A 16,152-nucleotide genomic window follows, 5' to 3' on the forward strand; every position below is an offset into this window, starting at 1 on the left:
GGAAAGCAATATGCAAGTTTTACAACCGCCCGGCTGGGCAAGGCCGCGCGGCTATGCGAACGGCATCGCCGCGAGCGGACGCACGGTGTACGTCAGCGGCATGATAGGCTGGGATGCGCAGGGCCAGTTCCAGACGGACGATTTTGCGGGGCAGGTGCGCCAGGCCCTGCAGAATATCGTCGCCGTGCTGGCCGAGGCGGGCGCCCTGCCCGAGCATATCGTGCGCATGAACTGGTATGTGCTGGACAAGAAGGAATATGTGGCGGCATATCCACATATTGGCGTTGCTTACAGGGAAATCATCGGTAAACATTTTCCGGCCATGACGGCCGTGCAGGTGGCCGGTCTGATCGAGGACAGGGCGAAGGTCGAGATCGAAGTGACGGCGGTGCTGCCCGGCTGAATTTCTGCTGTGAAATATTGCATACTAGTATCTAAATAATAAATATAAAAACATTATCCATCGTGTTATATTTGGCAACCGGAAAATACGCCGGTACTAAAAATACTGACAGTAGAGGTAAGGTATGCAAAACAAATTCAGAGTAGCAAGTAGTCTGGCGCTGGCGTCAGCCGGCCTGTTTTTTTGCATGGGAGCGCAGGCGGCCTCCGGCTCGACGCTGCTGTCTCCTGCTTATCAGGCGCAGTTGGAAACCTGGCTTGGCGAAGGCCGCCTGGCGCTGACGAATATTTACAGCAAGGCGGCGAGCGACACTGCGCTCGATTTTCACAAGGCCTCCGATGGCAAGGGGCGCACGTTTTCCGTCATGGAGGCCACGAATTCATCGGGCAAGACATGGCTGGTGGGCGGCTACAATCCGCAAAGCTGGAGTTCCACCGATGGCACGCATGTCACCATGGACGACAGCCAGCGCACGGCTTTCCTGTTCAATCTGACGGCCGGCTTCATGCTGCCGCAACTGAAGCAGTATTTCAACGGGGACGGTATCGGCAAGGACCAGACCTACAACCAGCCCGATTACGGCCCTACATTCGGCTACGGGCACGATTTGTATGTGCCGCAAGACCTCACGCATGGCGGCAGTTCTTTCCTGTATACCTATAACTATCGTGGGCTGCCATCGACCGGCGTCAGTTTGCTCGATGGCTCCACCTGGCATGCCAACGACGTGACCTTTGGCGCGATTCAGGTATTTACGATCAGCGCCGTGCCCGAGCCGGGAACGTTTGGCATGCTCATGGCGGGATTGCTGCTGATAGTGGCGCGCCGCCGCGGCAAGTGCGCGGCTGGCAATGTGCAGGATGCTAAATGAGGCTGAGGAGAGTATTGTGAAGTGTAGCGGGCCGCGTCAGGCGGGGACCGCAAAACGGCAGCCATGCGCTAGCCCGCTACTCGTTGTGGGCGGTAAAGGGAACATGTGCAGTACTGATTTCGAGATCGCTCCGGCCTTCGGTCTTTTCCTGCCGGCTTGGCGATTCCGAGCCAGTCAGAAGTATGTCAGACCATCAATAATCCCCTGCGCACCAATCTATTACCTGTAGGAAGACGCGGTGCTATTTAATTCATTTGCTTTCTTTTTGATCTTTTTGCCATTGGCCCTGTTGGGATATTTTGTTCTATCAAAGCATTCTTTACGCCTGTCGATTATTTTTTTGCTGCTGGCTTCGATCGCATTTTATTGCTATTGGGATATTCGTTTCCTGCCGTTGCTAGCCTTGTCCGTCTGTGTCAACTTTGCGGTTGGACGCCGGATTTCACAGCTCTATGAGCGGGGCCTGCGTCGCCGTGCGAAGACGTGGCTAGTCTGCGGACTCGTTTTCAACCTTTCCCTGCTGATCTTTTTTAAATATTTTGATTTTCTTATAGAAAATATAGCGGCCCTGACCGGGGCGCCGCTGACGCCGATCGGCATCGTGTTGCCGATCGGCATATCATTCTTCACGTTTACGCAGATTGCGTATCTGGTGGATTGTCATGCCGGCAAAGTCAAAGAGTACCAACCGGAAAGTTATGGCTTGTTTGTCACGTATTTCCCTCACCTGATTGCTGGCCCCATTCTGCATCATAAAGATATGATGCCGCAATTTTCACAGCCGGAATCGCACGTGCTGCGGCGGGGGCGCATCGTCATCGGCCTGACGTTCTTCACCATCGGCCTGTTCAAGAAAGTGATCTTGGCTGACGGCGTGGCTCGCTATGTCGCACCGGTCTTCGATGCGCACCACCAGAACTTGAGCGTGCTGGAAGCCTGGGCCGGAGCTCTGGCATACACCTTCCAGTTGTATTTCGACTTTTCCGCCTATTCCGATATGGCATACGGCCTGTCCTATATGTTTGGCATCGTACTGCCCATCAATTTCAACTCGCCGTACAAGGCGGCGTCCATCATCGATTTCTGGCGACGCTGGCACATCACGCTGTCCACTTTCCTGCGCGATTATCTGTACATTCCCTTAGGGGGGAATCGCGAAGGCGCCTTCCAGCGTTATCGTAATCTGTTCCTGACCATGCTGCTCGGTGGATTGTGGCATGGCGCCAATTGGACTTTTCTCGTCTGGGGCATGCTGCACGGTATTTATCTGATTGTTAATCATGCGCTACGTCATGTTCTTGGTGGACGCAGCAATCTGCCGATACGTGTAACGGGCGGCATCGCCACTTTCCTGGCGGTCGTTTTGGCGTGGGTCTTTTTCCGTGCCAGTTCCGTGGAGGTGGCGCTGGATGTGCTACAAGCCATGGGCGGCGGCACCCTGACGCCGGCGATGCAGATGGCGATGCTGGGAACCGACAGGATTATGGCGCTGCAGACCTGCCTGTTGTGGTTGCTGGCCTGTGCGGCCATTGCCTTTTTGACGCCAAATGCCTACGACCTGTTGGGCCGGGGCATTTTGCGTGCACAGGAACAGCGCCTGTCCGGCCAGGGCGGCAATATCGCCTTGGGGGCGCTGTTGATCCTTTGTTTACTTTTGCTGGCGATTAGTGAAACGCGTGGCATTTCTGAATTTCTTTATTTTAATTTCTAAACCATATGCGTCCTTTATTTTCCATCGGCTTGGGCATGCTGGCAACGGTGCTGATACTCGAGGCCGTTTTGCAATGCCTGCCTGTCTCGTCCGGCTTGCGGCTGGAAAATAGCGACCCGCAAATTCCATTTCGCCGCTATCTGGCGCATCAGCCCTATGTGTATTCGTATGGTTGGGCGTTTAATAATGCGCGTAGCGGCGTGATCAATGCCCAAGGGTGGTCGAATTCGCGCGACTTCAAGGATGGCGCTGCCGTACTGGTGCTCGGTGACAGTTTTGTCGAGAGCCTGATGCTCGATTATCCCGATACCATGCAGGGGCAGCTGGAGCGTGCCCTTGGCGGCGGAGTGTATGCGGCTGGCAATTCCGGCAATGGCCTCGCCGACATGCTCGTCATGGCGCGCTACTATCTGCCGCGCGTGCATCCGCGTAGCGTGGTGTTATTTGTCGATGGCAGCAATCTCGCCACCTTGCTTGAGCCAGCAAAGCGTGGCCACAATCAGATTGAACCCGGTCCGGATGGCTTCCACATCGTGCATGCGCCGTATATCGAACCCAGGATCAAGCGGGTGGTGTCTTATTCGGCATTGGTGCGGTATTGTTATTACAATCTCAAGTTGCCCGATTGGTTATCGTCCACGCTGCGCGGCAAGAATCCGGCGTCGGCGGCGCCATTGCCGGTACGGGACACTGCGGCGCAGGCATTGGTACTTGATTACTATCTGACGCAGCTGCGTGCCATCGAAGGTAGTTCCAAGGTGCAGTTTCTATTTCTCGTCGATGGAGAGCGGGGCCTGTTGTACGACGCGCACAAGGGTAAGCCATCCTGGCAGGGCGACGATCGGGCATTTTTCCTCGACCGTTTGAAACAGCATGGTTATGCCGCAATCGACATGCAACCTGTGTTCGCGCGGCACTGGGAGGCGCAACGCGAGCGGATGGACTTCGCTCCCATGGATGCGCACTGGAACAAGGTGTCCCATGCGCTCGCGGCCCAGCAAATCCTGTCCCGCCTCAAACAGACAGCCCTGGCGCCGTAGCATGCGCGCCATGGCCGGCGAGTGCGTCGTGCTGCCCCGCTTGCCAGGCTATTAATGGCGGGCGCTTGCCTGTATAATGCCGCTGCGCGTGTCGCCATCGTACAATGGATAGTACAAGGTCCTCCTAAGACTTAAATGCAGGTTCGATTCCTGCTGGCGACACCATATTCCACGCAACGCGCGCCGGTGGCCTGAGTTCATGCAGGCCGCAATGCACTGGTGGTGCCGAGTTGTCGGTACAATGCGTGCTTCATTCATCCAATCGGCAGCTGTTTGGCGCACCACGCGGTGCGCGCGAGGCGGCGCCCGTACACCTTTACTCATTATGGCTGTCATTTCTCTTTCATCGGCGCAACTTGCGTTCGGTCACGTCGCGCTGCTCGATCACGCGGAATTCTCACTGGAAACCTCGGAACGGGTCGGCTTGATCGGGCGCAACGGCACGGGCAAATCCTCCTTGCTGAAGGTTATTTCGGGCAAGTTCAAGCTCGACGATGGTTTGTTGGTGATGCAACAAGGCATCAAGATCGCCTATGTGGAGCAGGAGCCGCAATTCGACCCGGAAATGTCCGTGTTTGACGCTGTCGCTTCCGGCATGGGCGAGTCGCAGGCGTGGCTGAAGGAGTACGACGCGCTGACAGGCCAGTTTGGCCAGGGCAATGACGACGAATTGATGGAGCGCATGCACGACATCCAGGTGAAACTCGATGCGGCCGATGCGTGGAGTTTGCCGAACAAGGTGGAAACCGTGCTCGACCGTTTGAACCTGACAGGCGACATGGCCATGAAAACCCTGTCGGGCGGGATGCAGAAGCGCGTCGCGCTGGCGCGCGCACTGGTCTCGGCGCCTGACGTGCTGCTGCTCGATGAGCCGACCAACCATCTCGATTTCAGCTCCATTCTGTGGCTGGAAGGCTTGCTGCGCGATTTCAAGGGTAGCGTACTGTTCATTACCCATGACCGCTCCTTCCTCGACAATGTTGCCACGCGCATCATCGAACTGGACCGCGGCCGCCTGCTGTCGTATCCGGGCAACTTCACGGCCTATCAGACCCGCAAGGCGGAGCAACTGGAAATCGAGGAAGTGGAAAACGCCAAGTTCGACAAGTTCCTGGCGCAGGAAGAAGTGTGGATACGCAAGGGCGTCAAGGCGCGCCGCGTGCGTGACGAAGGCCGCGTGCGCCGCCTGGAAGCGCTGCGCCTGACGCGCAATGCGCGCCGCGAGCAGCAGGGACAGGTCAAGCTGGACGTGTCGGCCGGCGAACGCTCGGGCAAGATCGTGGCGGACCTGGAAAACGTCTCGAAAATCTATGGCGACAAGGTCATTGTCAAGGATTTCAGTGCGACCATCTTGCGCGGCGACAAGGTTGGCCTGATCGGCGCCAACGGCGCCGGCAAGACCACCCTGCTGAAGATGATCCTCGGCGAAGAGCAGTCGGACACCGGTACCATCCGCCTGGGCACCAAGCTGCAGGTGGCGTATTTCGACCAGATGCGCACGCAGCTGAACGAAGAGGCGAACCTGATGGAAACCATCGCGCCAGGCAGCGACTGGGTCGAGATCAATGGCCAGCGCCGCCACGTGATGACCTACCTGAACGACTTCCTGTTTGCGCCGGAACGTGCCCGTTCGCCCGTCAAGTCGCTGTCCGGCGGCGAGCGCAACCGTTTGCTGCTGGCGCGCTTGTTCGCCAAGCCGGCCAACGTGCTGGTGCTCGATGAGCCGACCAATGACTTGGATATCGATACCCTGGAATTGCTGGAAGAGTTGCTGGAAGAATACACCGGCACCGTTTTCCTCGTCAGCCATGACCGTACCTTCCTCGACAACGTCGTCACGCAGGTGATCGTCGCCGAAGGCGAGGGCAAGTGGCGCGAATTCGTCGGCGGCTACACGGACTGGGAGCGCGTGCGCACCTTGCCGATCGCCACGGCGCCCGCCAGCAAGCCGGCCGTCAAGGTCGAGGCTGCCGCACCTGTTGCCAAGCAGAAAAAGCTCAGCTACAAGGAGCAGCGTGAACTGGAAGAATTGCCGAAATTGATCGCCAAGCTGGAAGACGAGCAATCCGTGCTGGCCGCGGAACTGTCGCATCCGGACTTCTACAAGAAGACGCCAGCCGAAGGCAAGCGTCTGAATGCGCGCGTGGCGGAAATCGAGAACGAGTTGCTCGAAGCGTTGGAAAAATGGGAACAGATCGAGGCGCGCAGCAACGCCTGATTGGTTTCTCGCATTCCCTGTTGTAATTTAAGTTAGGATTACTTGCCACGGCAACGGTTCTGCTTGATATAATTATATAATTATATTTTTTACATCGGGGGATGCATGTTTGTCATGAAAAACACGCAAGCCGGACCAGGGCGTCTGGCGTGCGGGCCTGTCCCCGATACGCGTCAATATGTTTGACCGCGCCGCCTTGCCTCGGGTAGCGCCATTCCTGGTCTACCTCTCCTTCATTTTTATCGCCGACATGCTGGGCCGGCTCGGCTTTGCCGCGCAGGATTTGCGCTGGCTGTATGCCGTCAAGATCGGCGCCGTGCTGGGCATGCTGCTGTACTGGCGCCGCAGCTATACGGAACTGGCCTGGACAGGACTCGGTGCGCGCGCCACAGCTGTCGCGATCGCCGCCGGACTTGTTGTTTTTTTGCTGTGGATTACGTTGAATGCGGGCTGGATGCAGATCGGCAGTGCCGACGGTTTCGATCCCCGCAATGACGGCCGCATCGACTGGACGCTGGTGGCATTGCGCATTGCCGGCGCGGCGCTGGTGGTGCCCGTGATGGAAGAGCTGTTCTGGCGCTCCTTCCTGCTGCGCTGGATCGATGCTCCTGACTTTCTGCGATTCAACCCGCGCCTGGCGAGTGCGAAGGCCCTTGTTGTCAGCGTGGTACTGTTTGGCTTCGAACACAATTTGTGGCTGGCCGGTATCGTTGCCGGCGCTGCCTACAGCCTGCTGTACATGCGCAGCCAGTCGCTGTGGTCGCCCATTCTCGCGCACGGCGTGACGAATGGCGTGTTGGGCCTCTGGATTATTTCCGGTGGACACTGGACTTACTGGTAATATTGCCAACTAACTGTTTGCTCTTTCAAAGACAATGCCCATGTTGACTTCACCGTATCATTGCCAAGCCCGCTTTGGGCAATCTGGATTACAGCGCAGCCGTTTGGCCGCGGTTCTGGCACGCATATTGCCCGCAACGCTGTTGGTGGGCGGTGGTGCGGTATGCAGTTTGCCGGCTGGTGCCGCCATCAGCGATACGATTTCACCTTTTATTGCGACATCGTACTCCTACGATAATAATTTATTCCGGCTTGGTGATAACGTACCTGGTTTCGATGGTCAGCGCTCGGACACCTCGCGCCAGGTACAGGCAGGGCTGTTGATCAAGCGCCCTATCGGCCGGCAAGTACTGACCGGTCAGTTGAAGTGGTCGCGCGTCTATTTCGATCACTTTGATCAGCTTGACTACACGGGAAAAGACTATCTGGCCGACTTGGAGTGGCATATTGCCAATCATCTTGAGGGGCATGTGGGAGGTAGTTATTCGCAGACGCTGACACCGTTCAGCGATCTGCAGAGCACGGACCGCAATTTGCGTACGATACGCCGTGAATATGTCAATGGTGGCTGGCGCTTCCATCCCAGTTGGCGAGTGCGGGGCGGCATTTCTCGCGATAAATATACTTATGACTCCAGTGCACAAAAAATTTCCGATCGGCAGGAGGATGCCGTGGAACTGGGCTTCGACTATTTGCCAGCCAGCGAAAGCCGCATCGGGATACAGTTGCGGCACCTGAAAGGGGAGTATCCGAATCGAGCCAACCTGGCTGGATTGGGCGTCGACCAGGGTTACGAGCAGGACGAGGTCAAGGCCAACGTTTATTGGCGCGTCAGCGGTATTACACAAGTGCAATTGCTCGGTGGCTGGGTGAAGCGCAAGAACAAGATATTCTCGGGGCGCGACGCCAGTGGTGCCAATGGGCGCGTCACGGTATATTGGGCCCCGCTTGGCAAGGTGCGATTTACGGGCAGTGTGTGGCATGAGTTCGCTGCTGTGGAAAATTCCCTGATTAGCAGCAGCCTGAACAATGGCGCCAGCTTGGCTGCGGCCTGGGATGTTTCGGCCAAGGTCCGCATGGACGCCCAAGTGCGGCGCGAGAAGCGCGATTTTTCTGCAGCGAGCGGACTGGTGTTGCCCATTGACGTCAAGGACACCACGAAGACGGCCAGCATAGGCTTGACGTACGCGCCGCGGCCAAATATCCAGTTGGGCGTCAGCGCTTTCCGTGACGAACGCAAAGGCGCACCCATCGTCAATACTAGCACCTACCACGCCAACGGCATTTCTTTCAATGCCAGCGCCCAGTTCTGAAGAGCATCATGACGGTTAATGATATACCCCTGATTTCGTTTTTCCAGCGCATACTCGACCCATTGATCATCATGGGCACGCTGTATCTGCTGTCCGCCTTGTCTGGCTCGCCATTTACCGGTTATTCGCTGGTATTGATGATCCTTGCGTTCTTTATTTCGTCGTCGATTTTCCAGTATATCGACCCCTATCGAACCTGGCGCAGCGGCCGCATGCTCGCCTACGCGCGCGATGTGTTCGTCAGCTGGGCGATCACGGTCCTGATCCTGGTGTTCCTCGGCTCAGCCACCGGCCTGGCTTTTCATTATGATCAGCAACTGGTGCTGGCCTGGTTCCTGCTCACGCCGTTTGTGTTGCTGCTCAGCCATCTGGCCGCGCGGCGCATGGTGGCCGATCCCGGGCGCGACAGCGAAGTGCGCTCCGTCGTCATCATCGGCGCCAATGATGCCAGCTTGAAATTTGCCGCCACCGTCGAGCGTAATCCGAACCTGTTCATGAGCGTGCGCGGCTTTTTTGACGACCGTACCGATGACCGCTGGCCGGAGACTATGCGCGAGCCCATGCTGGGCAAGATGGCCGATATCGCGCCGTATGTGCGCGAACACAATATCAAGATGATATTCATCAGCCAGCCCATTTCCGCCCAGCCGCGCATTCGCAAGATGCTCGATGAGTTGCAGGATACGACGGCGTCCGTGTACTTCTTGCCGGATATCTATATCTTCGATTTGATGCAGGCGCGTTTTGACAATGTCGGCGGCATGCCGGTGATCGCCATTCGCGAGTCGCCGTTTACCGGTTTTAACAGCATGGTCAAACGGGGCAGCGATATCGTGCTGGGCCTGCTGATCCAGATTATGCTGTTGCCGCTGATGCTGCTTATCGCCATCGCCGTCAAGATGACCTCCAAAGGGCCCGTGATTTTTCGCCAGCGCCGCTACGGCTTGTATGGCGAGGAAATCATCGTCTATAAATTCCGCTCGATGACGGTGAGCGAAGATGGCGATAAGGTTGTGCAAGCGACCAAGGACGACCAGCGCGTGACGCGCATCGGCGGTTTTTTGCGCCGCAGCTCACTCGACGAGCTGCCGCAATTTATCAATGTGTTACAGGGCCGTATGAGTATTGTCGGGCCGCGTCCGCATGCCGTGGCGCACAACGAGCAATACCGTAAATTGATCAAGGGCTATATGCTGCGTCACAAGGTCAAGCCTGGCATCACGGGATGGGCGCAGGTCAACGGTCTGCGTGGCGAGACGGAAACGTTGGACAAGATGGAGGCGCGCATCCATTTCGACCTCGACTACCTGCGTAACTGGTCACTGTGGCTCGATTTGTGGATCATCATGCGCACCGTAAAGGTGGTGTTGAAGCGCGAGAATGCCCATTGACGATGTCGGTGGTGCGCGTTCATGGAATTTAGTTTGCGCCCAGTCAATACGCGATAAAATATGCTTGGCTAGGTTGTGCTTGACACATTCAGGCGCGAACCAGATGAAAGGTGGCCCGATGATGCGATTGAACCGCGTGCGGCAGAGCTTGGTGGCAGATGTCCATCGCATCAGCGCGCCACCATCGTCCGGCCTTCCTGCTTTTTTCTTGAATCCGATTCGACGGCCCCATCCTCGCCGTCATACATGCTTTGCGGCTGCCAGCCTGGCTCCTGTGGCCAAGATTGATAGTGAGCGCAGGTGATGTCTGGAGCACATTCATCGACGAAAAGTGTATGCACTCATCGTAACTTTTCGGTAAGTCAGCAGTGGAAACAGTTGTATTAAAAGCTTTTTAATAGATTTTTAAGCAAATAGTTTCCATATTGCCTTGCATCTTGTGTATCATATTTACAATATTGATAATTATTGTGCCGACCCGCTAGTTGTCTACGGAACATGTTTTTTGGCAATTAAGCCGCATGAAGTACCACACATCTATTGCAGTTGTGTTTTCAATACTAAATCGAAGGAGTAATCTTGAACCATTTTCACAACTCTCGTTTGACTATGCGCAAACCAGCCGTCAATACCCGATTGTTGTGCGCTGCGCTGGTCCTCCTGGCCGCTGCCGGATTGTCGGCTTGCGGAGGAAAAGAAAAAAAGGCCGGCCAGGCATTGGCGAGCGTCAACGGCGAGGAAATTACAGTACTCCAGTTGAATGAGGAATTGCAGCGCGCCAACGTTCCAGCGGTGCAGCAGGATGCGGCAAGCAAGCAGTTGCTGGAGTCGTTGATCGACCGTCAGTTGCTGCAGAACGAGGCCGTCAAGGACAAGATAGACCGTGACCCCAAGGTTGTTCAGGCCGTTGAGCGGGCCAAGGCATTGATTGTTGCCCAGGCTTACATGCAAAAACGCATCGGTGTCATCGCCAAACCTGCCGCGGCGGAAGTGGAAGATTACTTCAACAAGAATCCGCAGTACTTCAGCCAGCGCAAACAGTTTGACATGCGAGAACTGATTATCGCCTCGGCCGACATGAAAGATGACTTGAAAAAGGCCATGGATGCTGCGAAAACGCTGGAAGAGGTCGCTGCATGGCTGGATGCCAACAATGTCAAATATGTCCGTACGCAATTGTCGCGCACCAGCGCTGATCTGGCGCCTGAACTGAGCAGCAAACTGGCGGGGATGCCAAAAGGCCAGTTGTTCATCATCCGTGAAGGCGATCGTACCCTGTTGATTTCCCTGGCCGATATCAAGGACACCCCGGTGACGCTGGCGCAGGCGGCGCCGCAGATCGAGCAGTTTCTTTTCAACAAGAAGAACAAGGAGGCAGCGGACGCCGAGTTGAAGCGTTTGCGCGCCAGCGCCAAGATCGAGTATCTGAACAAGACGGACAAGCCGGCAGCGGCCTCCGCCTCCGCTTCGGCCGCCGTTGCCGCGTCGGTGCCAGTGGCGCCGGCGGCGCCGGTGGCCGAGAGTAGCGACGTGAATGCGCGCGGCGTGGCTGGCCTGAAGTAAACGCGGGCAGGGATCTTTCGGATTTAACAGAAGTTTTTAAAAGGATAGAGCAAATCATGAAACGACTTGCGATGTGGGCAGCCGCCGTACTGATGGCTTGCAGTGTTGGTGTGGCTGGGGCCGCCGAAGTGTTGCTCGGCGCTGGCGATGTATTGAAAATTTCCGTGTATGGCAGTCCTGACCTGGGCTTGGAAACGCGTGTCAGCGAGGCTGGCAGCATTACCTTTCCGCTGGTAGGCAGCGTTGCCGTGGGCGGTATGTCTGTTGCCGCGGCAGAAAAGAAGCTGGGCCAGGCCCTGGAGAGCGGCGGCTTTCTGCGCAAGGCACAGGTCAATATCATCGTTACTGCCTTGCAGAGTCAGCAAGTATCCGTACTGGGCCAGGTGAACCGTCCTGGACGGTATCCGATTGAAGGCAAGCGCAGCTTGCTCGACATCCTGGCCATGGCTGGTGGTCAAGGCGCGGACGGGGGCGATGTGGTCAGCCTGATTCGCAAGCGCAACGGTACCACGACCAAGGAAACCATCGACATCGTCGACATGATGCGCAGCGCCGATCTGGCCCGCGACTTTGACCTGAGCGGCAACGATGTGCTGTACGTCGAACGCGCACCGCGGTTTTACATTTACGGCGAAGTACAGCGTCCTGGGGCATTTCGCCTGGAACGCTCGATGACGGTGCTGCAGGCCCTGTCTGTTGGCGGTGGTTTGACGCAGCGCGGTACCGAACGTGGCGTGCGCATCAAGCGCCGCGATGCGGCAGGTGTCATGCAAATACTCGACGCCAAGCATGACGACATCATTCAGGTGGATGACGTCGTGTATGTCAAAGAAAGTTTGTTCTAAGCTGAGTAGTTCCGGCGCTATGACCAGGCTGGCTTTGTTTATTAATATGAGAGTTGACCATGAATTTCCACCAGTTTCTGCTCGTCTTGCTTGCCCGCAAACGGATTTTACTATTCACTTTGCTCATCACGGTCGGGGCGACGATGGTGGTGAGCCTGCTGTTGCCCAAGACGTATAAAGGCACGGCATCCCTCCTGATCAACTACAAGGGCGTCGATCCCGTCACGGGCCTGGCATTGCCGATGCAGTTGTTGCCAGGCTATATGGCAACGCAAATCGATATCATCAGCAGCAAAAATGTGGCGCTGAAGGTCGTTGATAATTTGAAGCTGGCGGATAGCGCGGCTGTCGTTGCGCAGTTCAACGAAGCCACGGGAGGCAAGGGGACCGTGCGCGACTGGCTGGCGGACCTGTTGCTGGCCAAACTGGAAATCGTGCCGTCGCGCGAAAGCAGCGTGGTCGATATCAGTTTCAAGGGCAATGATCCGCAGTTTGTCGCGGCGATTGCAAATGCTTTTGCCGAGGAGTACCAGCGTACCAGCATCCAGTTGAAAGTCGATCCTTTGAAAAAGGTCGCCGTATATTTCAATGACCAAACGAAATTGTTGCGCGACAACCTTGAGGTGGCGCAAAGCCGTTTGTCGAAGTACCAGCAAGAGCACGGCATCGTCAGCGTCGACAACCGTCTGGACGTCGAGTCGAACCGCTTGAATGACCTGTCGGCGCAGCTGGTAGCGGCGCAAGGTCAGGCGATGGAGGCTTCTTCGCGCCAGCGTATGGCCGAAGGCAATGCCGGCTCCGAGTCGCCGGACGTGGCGTCGAATCCATTGGTGCAGAATCTGAAGCTAAGCCTGGCAACGGCCGAATCGAAGCTGGCCGAGATGGCGCAGCGCCTGGGGCGCAACCATCCGCAATATGAAAGCCTGAACGCCGAAGTCGAGCGCATGCGCCGGGAATTGGCGGACGGCACGCGCGTGACGTCGAGTTCGGTGAGCAAGAATGCCGGTATCCTGCAACAGCGTGAAGGCGCCGTGCGCGCGGCGCTGGCGGCGCAAAAGGACAAGGTTCTGGAATTGAACCGCACCCGCGACGAAATGGGCGTACTGCAAAAGGATGTGGAGAGCGCGCAGCGCGCCTTCGATATCGCCTCGCAACGCTTCTCGCAAACGCGTATCGAGGGACAATCGGAGCAATCGGATATCTCCCTGCTCAATCCTGCCGTGGCGCCGATCAAGCCAGCCGGCCCGAAAGTGATGTTGAACACGCTGTTGGCCCTGTTTCTGGGCGGCTTGCTGGGCGTGGGTTTTTCCTTGCTTGCCGAGATGCTGGACCGTCGCGTACGTTCAGAAACCGATTTGAGCGATTTGTTGCAGTTGCCTGTACTCGGCTCGATCGACTGGAGTGCGCCAACGCGCCCGCGCTTGAACCGCTTCAAATCGTTGTTGCCCCGCAGCTTGCGTCTTAATTAAGTATTGGAAATAATATGAATCCAGCATTGCAACCGCTAATTTCCGCGGCGCCGCGGACCGCCGATTCCAGCATCGGCGGGCTTTTGCTCGCATCCGGCAAGATTACGCCGGAAAGTGCCGAACGTGTCCTGCGCATGCAAAAGGAACTGGGTATCCGTTTCGGCGAAGCTGCCCAGCGCCTGGGTCTGGTGACGGAGGCGGATATCCAGCAAGTCCTGGCGCGCCAGTTTGACTATCCCTATCTGCAGCAGGGGGAGGGCAAGTATTCCGACAAGCTGATCGCCGCTTATCAGCCGTTCAGCCCGCAGGTGGAAACGCTGCGCGCCATCCGCAGCCAGCTGATGCTGCGCTGGATGGCGCTGGGCCGCAAGTCGCTGGTGGTTGTGGGCGTCAACGATGGTGACGGCACCAGCCTGTTCGCGGCCAATCTGGCCGTCGTGTTTTCCCAGCTGGGCGAACAGACTTTGCTGGTCGATGCGAATCTGCGCAACCCCAGCCAGCATGAGATCTTCGGCCTTGCCGGGCGCCAGGGCCTGTCGGATATCCTGGCCGGACGTGCCGAGCGCGATGTGATCACGCGCATCGAATCGTTCGTTGACCTGTCCGTGCTGGGCGCCGGCACCCTGCCGCCGAATCCCCAGGAGCTGTTGAGCCGCCCCGCGTTCTCTGCCCTGCGCACGGAACTTGAGTCGTCGTATGACGTGGTGCTGTACGACTCGGCTGCATTTTCGCTGGGATCCGATGCGCTGGCCCTGGCGGCACGCACGGGCGGCGTCCTGCTGGTGGCGCGCAAGAACCACACGCCTGTCGGCGACATCAACGCCATGACCGAGCAGATGCTGCACAGCGGTGCGCAGGTGGTCGGCTCGGTACTGGTCGATTTCTGATGAATACCAGCACTCGGCTGAACCTGGCGTCTGCCCTGCCTCGGCGCGACCAGTTGCTGGAATGGCTGCCTATCGTCATTGGTTTCGCGGTGCTGTATATCCCGTCATTTTATACCTTGTTTACTGGTATCTGGATGACCGAAGAGCAGGCGCACGGCCCCATTATCCTGGTACTCTCGGTCTGGCTCATATGGCGCCAGCGCGAGCAGATATTGGCGGCTGCCGAGCATGACCGTGCGCCGGTAGCTGGCTGGCTGATTTTTGTCGCCGCGCTGCTGGTTTATATTGCCGGTCGCTCGCAGCAGATTCTTGCCTTCGAGATTGGCTCATTCGTCATGCTCACGGCCGCCATCCTGGTGCTCAAGCTGGGAGTGGGCGCGCTACGCGCCGCCTGGTTCCCGTTCTTTTTCATGTTGTTCATGATCCCGCTACCTAGTTCGGTCGTCAGTACCCTGACGTTGCCGATGAAGATGGCCGTTTCGTATGTGTGCGAGCATATTCTGTTTTGGGCCGGCTATCCGATAGCGCGTACGGGTGTGATCCTGCAAATCGGCCAGTATCAGCTTTTGGTTGCCGATGCTTGCGCAGGCTTGCAAACCTTGCTCACGCTCGAAGCCCTGGGGCTGTTCTACCTGAACCTGGTGCGTCACACCTCGGCTATCCGCAATATCGGCCTGGCGATCCTGATTATCCCTATTTCCTTTACGGCCAATGTGATGCGCGTCGTCGCATTGACGTTGATTACTTATTATTTTGGCGATGCGGCAGGGCAGGGTTTCCTGCATGGTTTCGCGGGCATGGTGCTGTTCGTGAGCGCCCTGGTGCTGATATTGAGCCTTGATTCTTTACTGCAATGGTTAGCGCGGCTGTGGCACGCCCGAAAGGTGGCATCATGAAGAAGAGTTCGATGATTGGTTTGACCATGGGCGGGCTGATGCTGGTCGCCGCCTTATGCACCAAGGCCGTCACGCCGACATTGCGTCTGTCCGATACTCGCCCGAAAATCGTCCTCAGCACGGCGATTCCAACGAAGTTTGGCGATTGGCAGGAAGATGCAAGTCAGGTTGCCGCAGTCGTCAATCCCACCACCGTAGCAGAACTCAATAAAATCTACGCTGAAACGTTGTCGCGCACTTATGTTAATCGGCAAGGCAATCGCATCATGTTGTCAATTGCCTATGGCACCGACCAACGCGATAACTTGTCCGTACATTTTCCAGAAGGTTGTTATGGCGGCCAGGGCTTTGCGGTCGCTCAAACCAGCCAGGTGGACTTGCCGACGGTCGGCGGGAGCATTGCGACGTCGCGGACAGTGGCGACGCTCAATTCCCGTGTCGAACCCATTACATATTGGGTTGTCGTTGGCGACAAGGCAGTACCGAGTTCGTGGGAAGTCAAGAAAGTCAAACTGGCTTATGCATTGCAGGGCATGATTCCGGATGCGACCTTGATGCGTGTGTCGAGTATCGGTGAGGATGTCGAACAAGGTTATCAACTGCAGCAAGCATTTATAGATCAGTTGTTGCAATCCATGCCCCCGGACTTGCGCAGGCATTTTTCGGGTACCTCGCACTGAGGTACGCACGGCATAGACGTTGTGG

Annotated in this window: 14 protein-coding genes and 1 tRNA gene; all 15 read left to right on the forward strand. The window is 56.9% G+C overall.

What is annotated here, in order from left to right:
- The first annotated feature begins 10 nt into the window (after positions 1-10).
- The 15 genes from AC07VI_RS17030 to epsI all read left to right on the forward strand — a co-directional run bounded on the left by AC07VI_RS17030 (position 11) and on the right by epsI (position 16,127).
- On the forward strand, positions 11-403 hold the full coding sequence (locus AC07VI_RS17030) for a RidA family protein (protein WP_086146710.1): 393 nt from the start codon (positions 11-13) through the stop codon (positions 401-403).
- Positions 404-527: 124 nt separating this feature from the next.
- On the forward strand, positions 528-1,274 hold the full coding sequence (locus tag AC07VI_RS17035) for a PEP_CTERM-anchored TLD domain-containing protein (protein WP_226936452.1): 747 nt from the start codon (positions 528-530) through the stop codon (positions 1,272-1,274).
- Positions 1,275-1,512: 238 nt separating this feature from the next.
- The gene (locus tag AC07VI_RS17040) at positions 1,513-2,985 is read left to right on the forward strand and encodes an MBOAT family O-acyltransferase (RefSeq protein WP_492992950.1); all 1,473 of its coding nucleotides are present in this window, start codon (positions 1,513-1,515) and stop codon (positions 2,983-2,985) included.
- Between the two features lie 5 nt (positions 2,986-2,990).
- A complete protein-coding gene (locus AC07VI_RS17045; protein ID WP_086146684.1) occupies positions 2,991-4,025 on the forward strand; it encodes an alginate O-acetyltransferase AlgX-related protein in 1,035 nt (344 codons plus the stop codon).
- Between the two features lie 90 nt (positions 4,026-4,115).
- Positions 4,116-4,190: transfer RNA gene (locus AC07VI_RS17050), tRNA-Arg, on the forward strand.
- Between the two features lie 160 nt (positions 4,191-4,350).
- Positions 4,351-6,243 (forward strand): ATP-binding cassette domain-containing protein, encoded by a 1,893-nt coding sequence (locus AC07VI_RS17055; RefSeq protein ID WP_086146683.1) that lies wholly within the window; start codon positions 4,351-4,353, stop codon positions 6,241-6,243.
- A gap of 178 nt (positions 6,244-6,421) precedes the next feature.
- Positions 6,422-7,084, forward strand: a complete 663-nt coding sequence (locus AC07VI_RS17060) for a CAAX prenyl protease-related protein (protein WP_086146682.1) — start codon at positions 6,422-6,424, stop codon at positions 7,082-7,084.
- 40 nt (positions 7,085-7,124) lie between these two features.
- Complete coding sequence (epsL, locus tag AC07VI_RS17065) at positions 7,125-8,396, forward strand: XrtB/PEP-CTERM-associated polysaccharide biosynthesis outer membrane protein EpsL (protein ID WP_139842557.1); 1,272 nt, start codon at positions 7,125-7,127, stop codon at positions 8,394-8,396.
- An 8-nt stretch (positions 8,397-8,404) separates the two neighbouring features.
- On the forward strand, positions 8,405-9,787 hold the full coding sequence (locus AC07VI_RS17070) for an undecaprenyl-phosphate glucose phosphotransferase (RefSeq protein ID WP_086146681.1): 1,383 nt from the start codon (positions 8,405-8,407) through the stop codon (positions 9,785-9,787).
- A gap of 579 nt (positions 9,788-10,366) precedes the next feature.
- Positions 10,367-11,350: an EpsD family peptidyl-prolyl cis-trans isomerase gene (locus AC07VI_RS17075; RefSeq protein ID WP_492992954.1), complete on the forward strand. Its 984-nt coding sequence runs from the start codon at positions 10,367-10,369 to the stop codon at positions 11,348-11,350.
- 56 nt (positions 11,351-11,406) lie between these two features.
- Complete coding sequence (gene epsE / locus AC07VI_RS17080) at positions 11,407-12,195, forward strand: polysaccharide export protein EpsE (protein ID WP_086146679.1); 789 nt, start codon at positions 11,407-11,409, stop codon at positions 12,193-12,195.
- Positions 12,196-12,254: 59 nt separating this feature from the next.
- The gene (gene epsF, locus AC07VI_RS17085) at positions 12,255-13,664 is read left to right on the forward strand and encodes a chain length determinant protein EpsF (RefSeq protein ID WP_086146678.1); all 1,410 of its coding nucleotides are present in this window, start codon (positions 12,255-12,257) and stop codon (positions 13,662-13,664) included.
- Positions 13,665-13,678: 14 nt separating this feature from the next.
- Positions 13,679-14,551: a chain length determinant protein tyrosine kinase EpsG gene (gene epsG, locus AC07VI_RS17090; RefSeq protein ID WP_086146677.1), complete on the forward strand. Its 873-nt coding sequence runs from the start codon at positions 13,679-13,681 to the stop codon at positions 14,549-14,551.
- Positions 14,551-15,447 carry an exosortase B gene (xrtB, locus tag AC07VI_RS17095; RefSeq protein ID WP_086146676.1) on the forward strand — a complete coding sequence of 299 codons (897 nt, stop codon included), beginning with the start codon at positions 14,551-14,553 and terminating at the stop codon, positions 15,445-15,447. Before epsG ends, xrtB begins: the two co-directional genes overlap by 1 nt.
- Positions 15,444-16,127 carry an exosortase-associated protein EpsI, B-type gene (gene epsI, locus AC07VI_RS17100; RefSeq protein ID WP_157792445.1) on the forward strand — a complete coding sequence of 228 codons (684 nt, stop codon included), beginning with the start codon at positions 15,444-15,446 and terminating at the stop codon, positions 16,125-16,127. The genes xrtB and epsI overlap by 4 nt, the downstream gene beginning before the upstream one ends.
- The last annotated feature ends 25 nt before the right edge of the window (positions 16,128-16,152 follow it).

This window comes from Janthinobacterium sp. GW821-FHT03A03 (assembly GCF_059421435.1).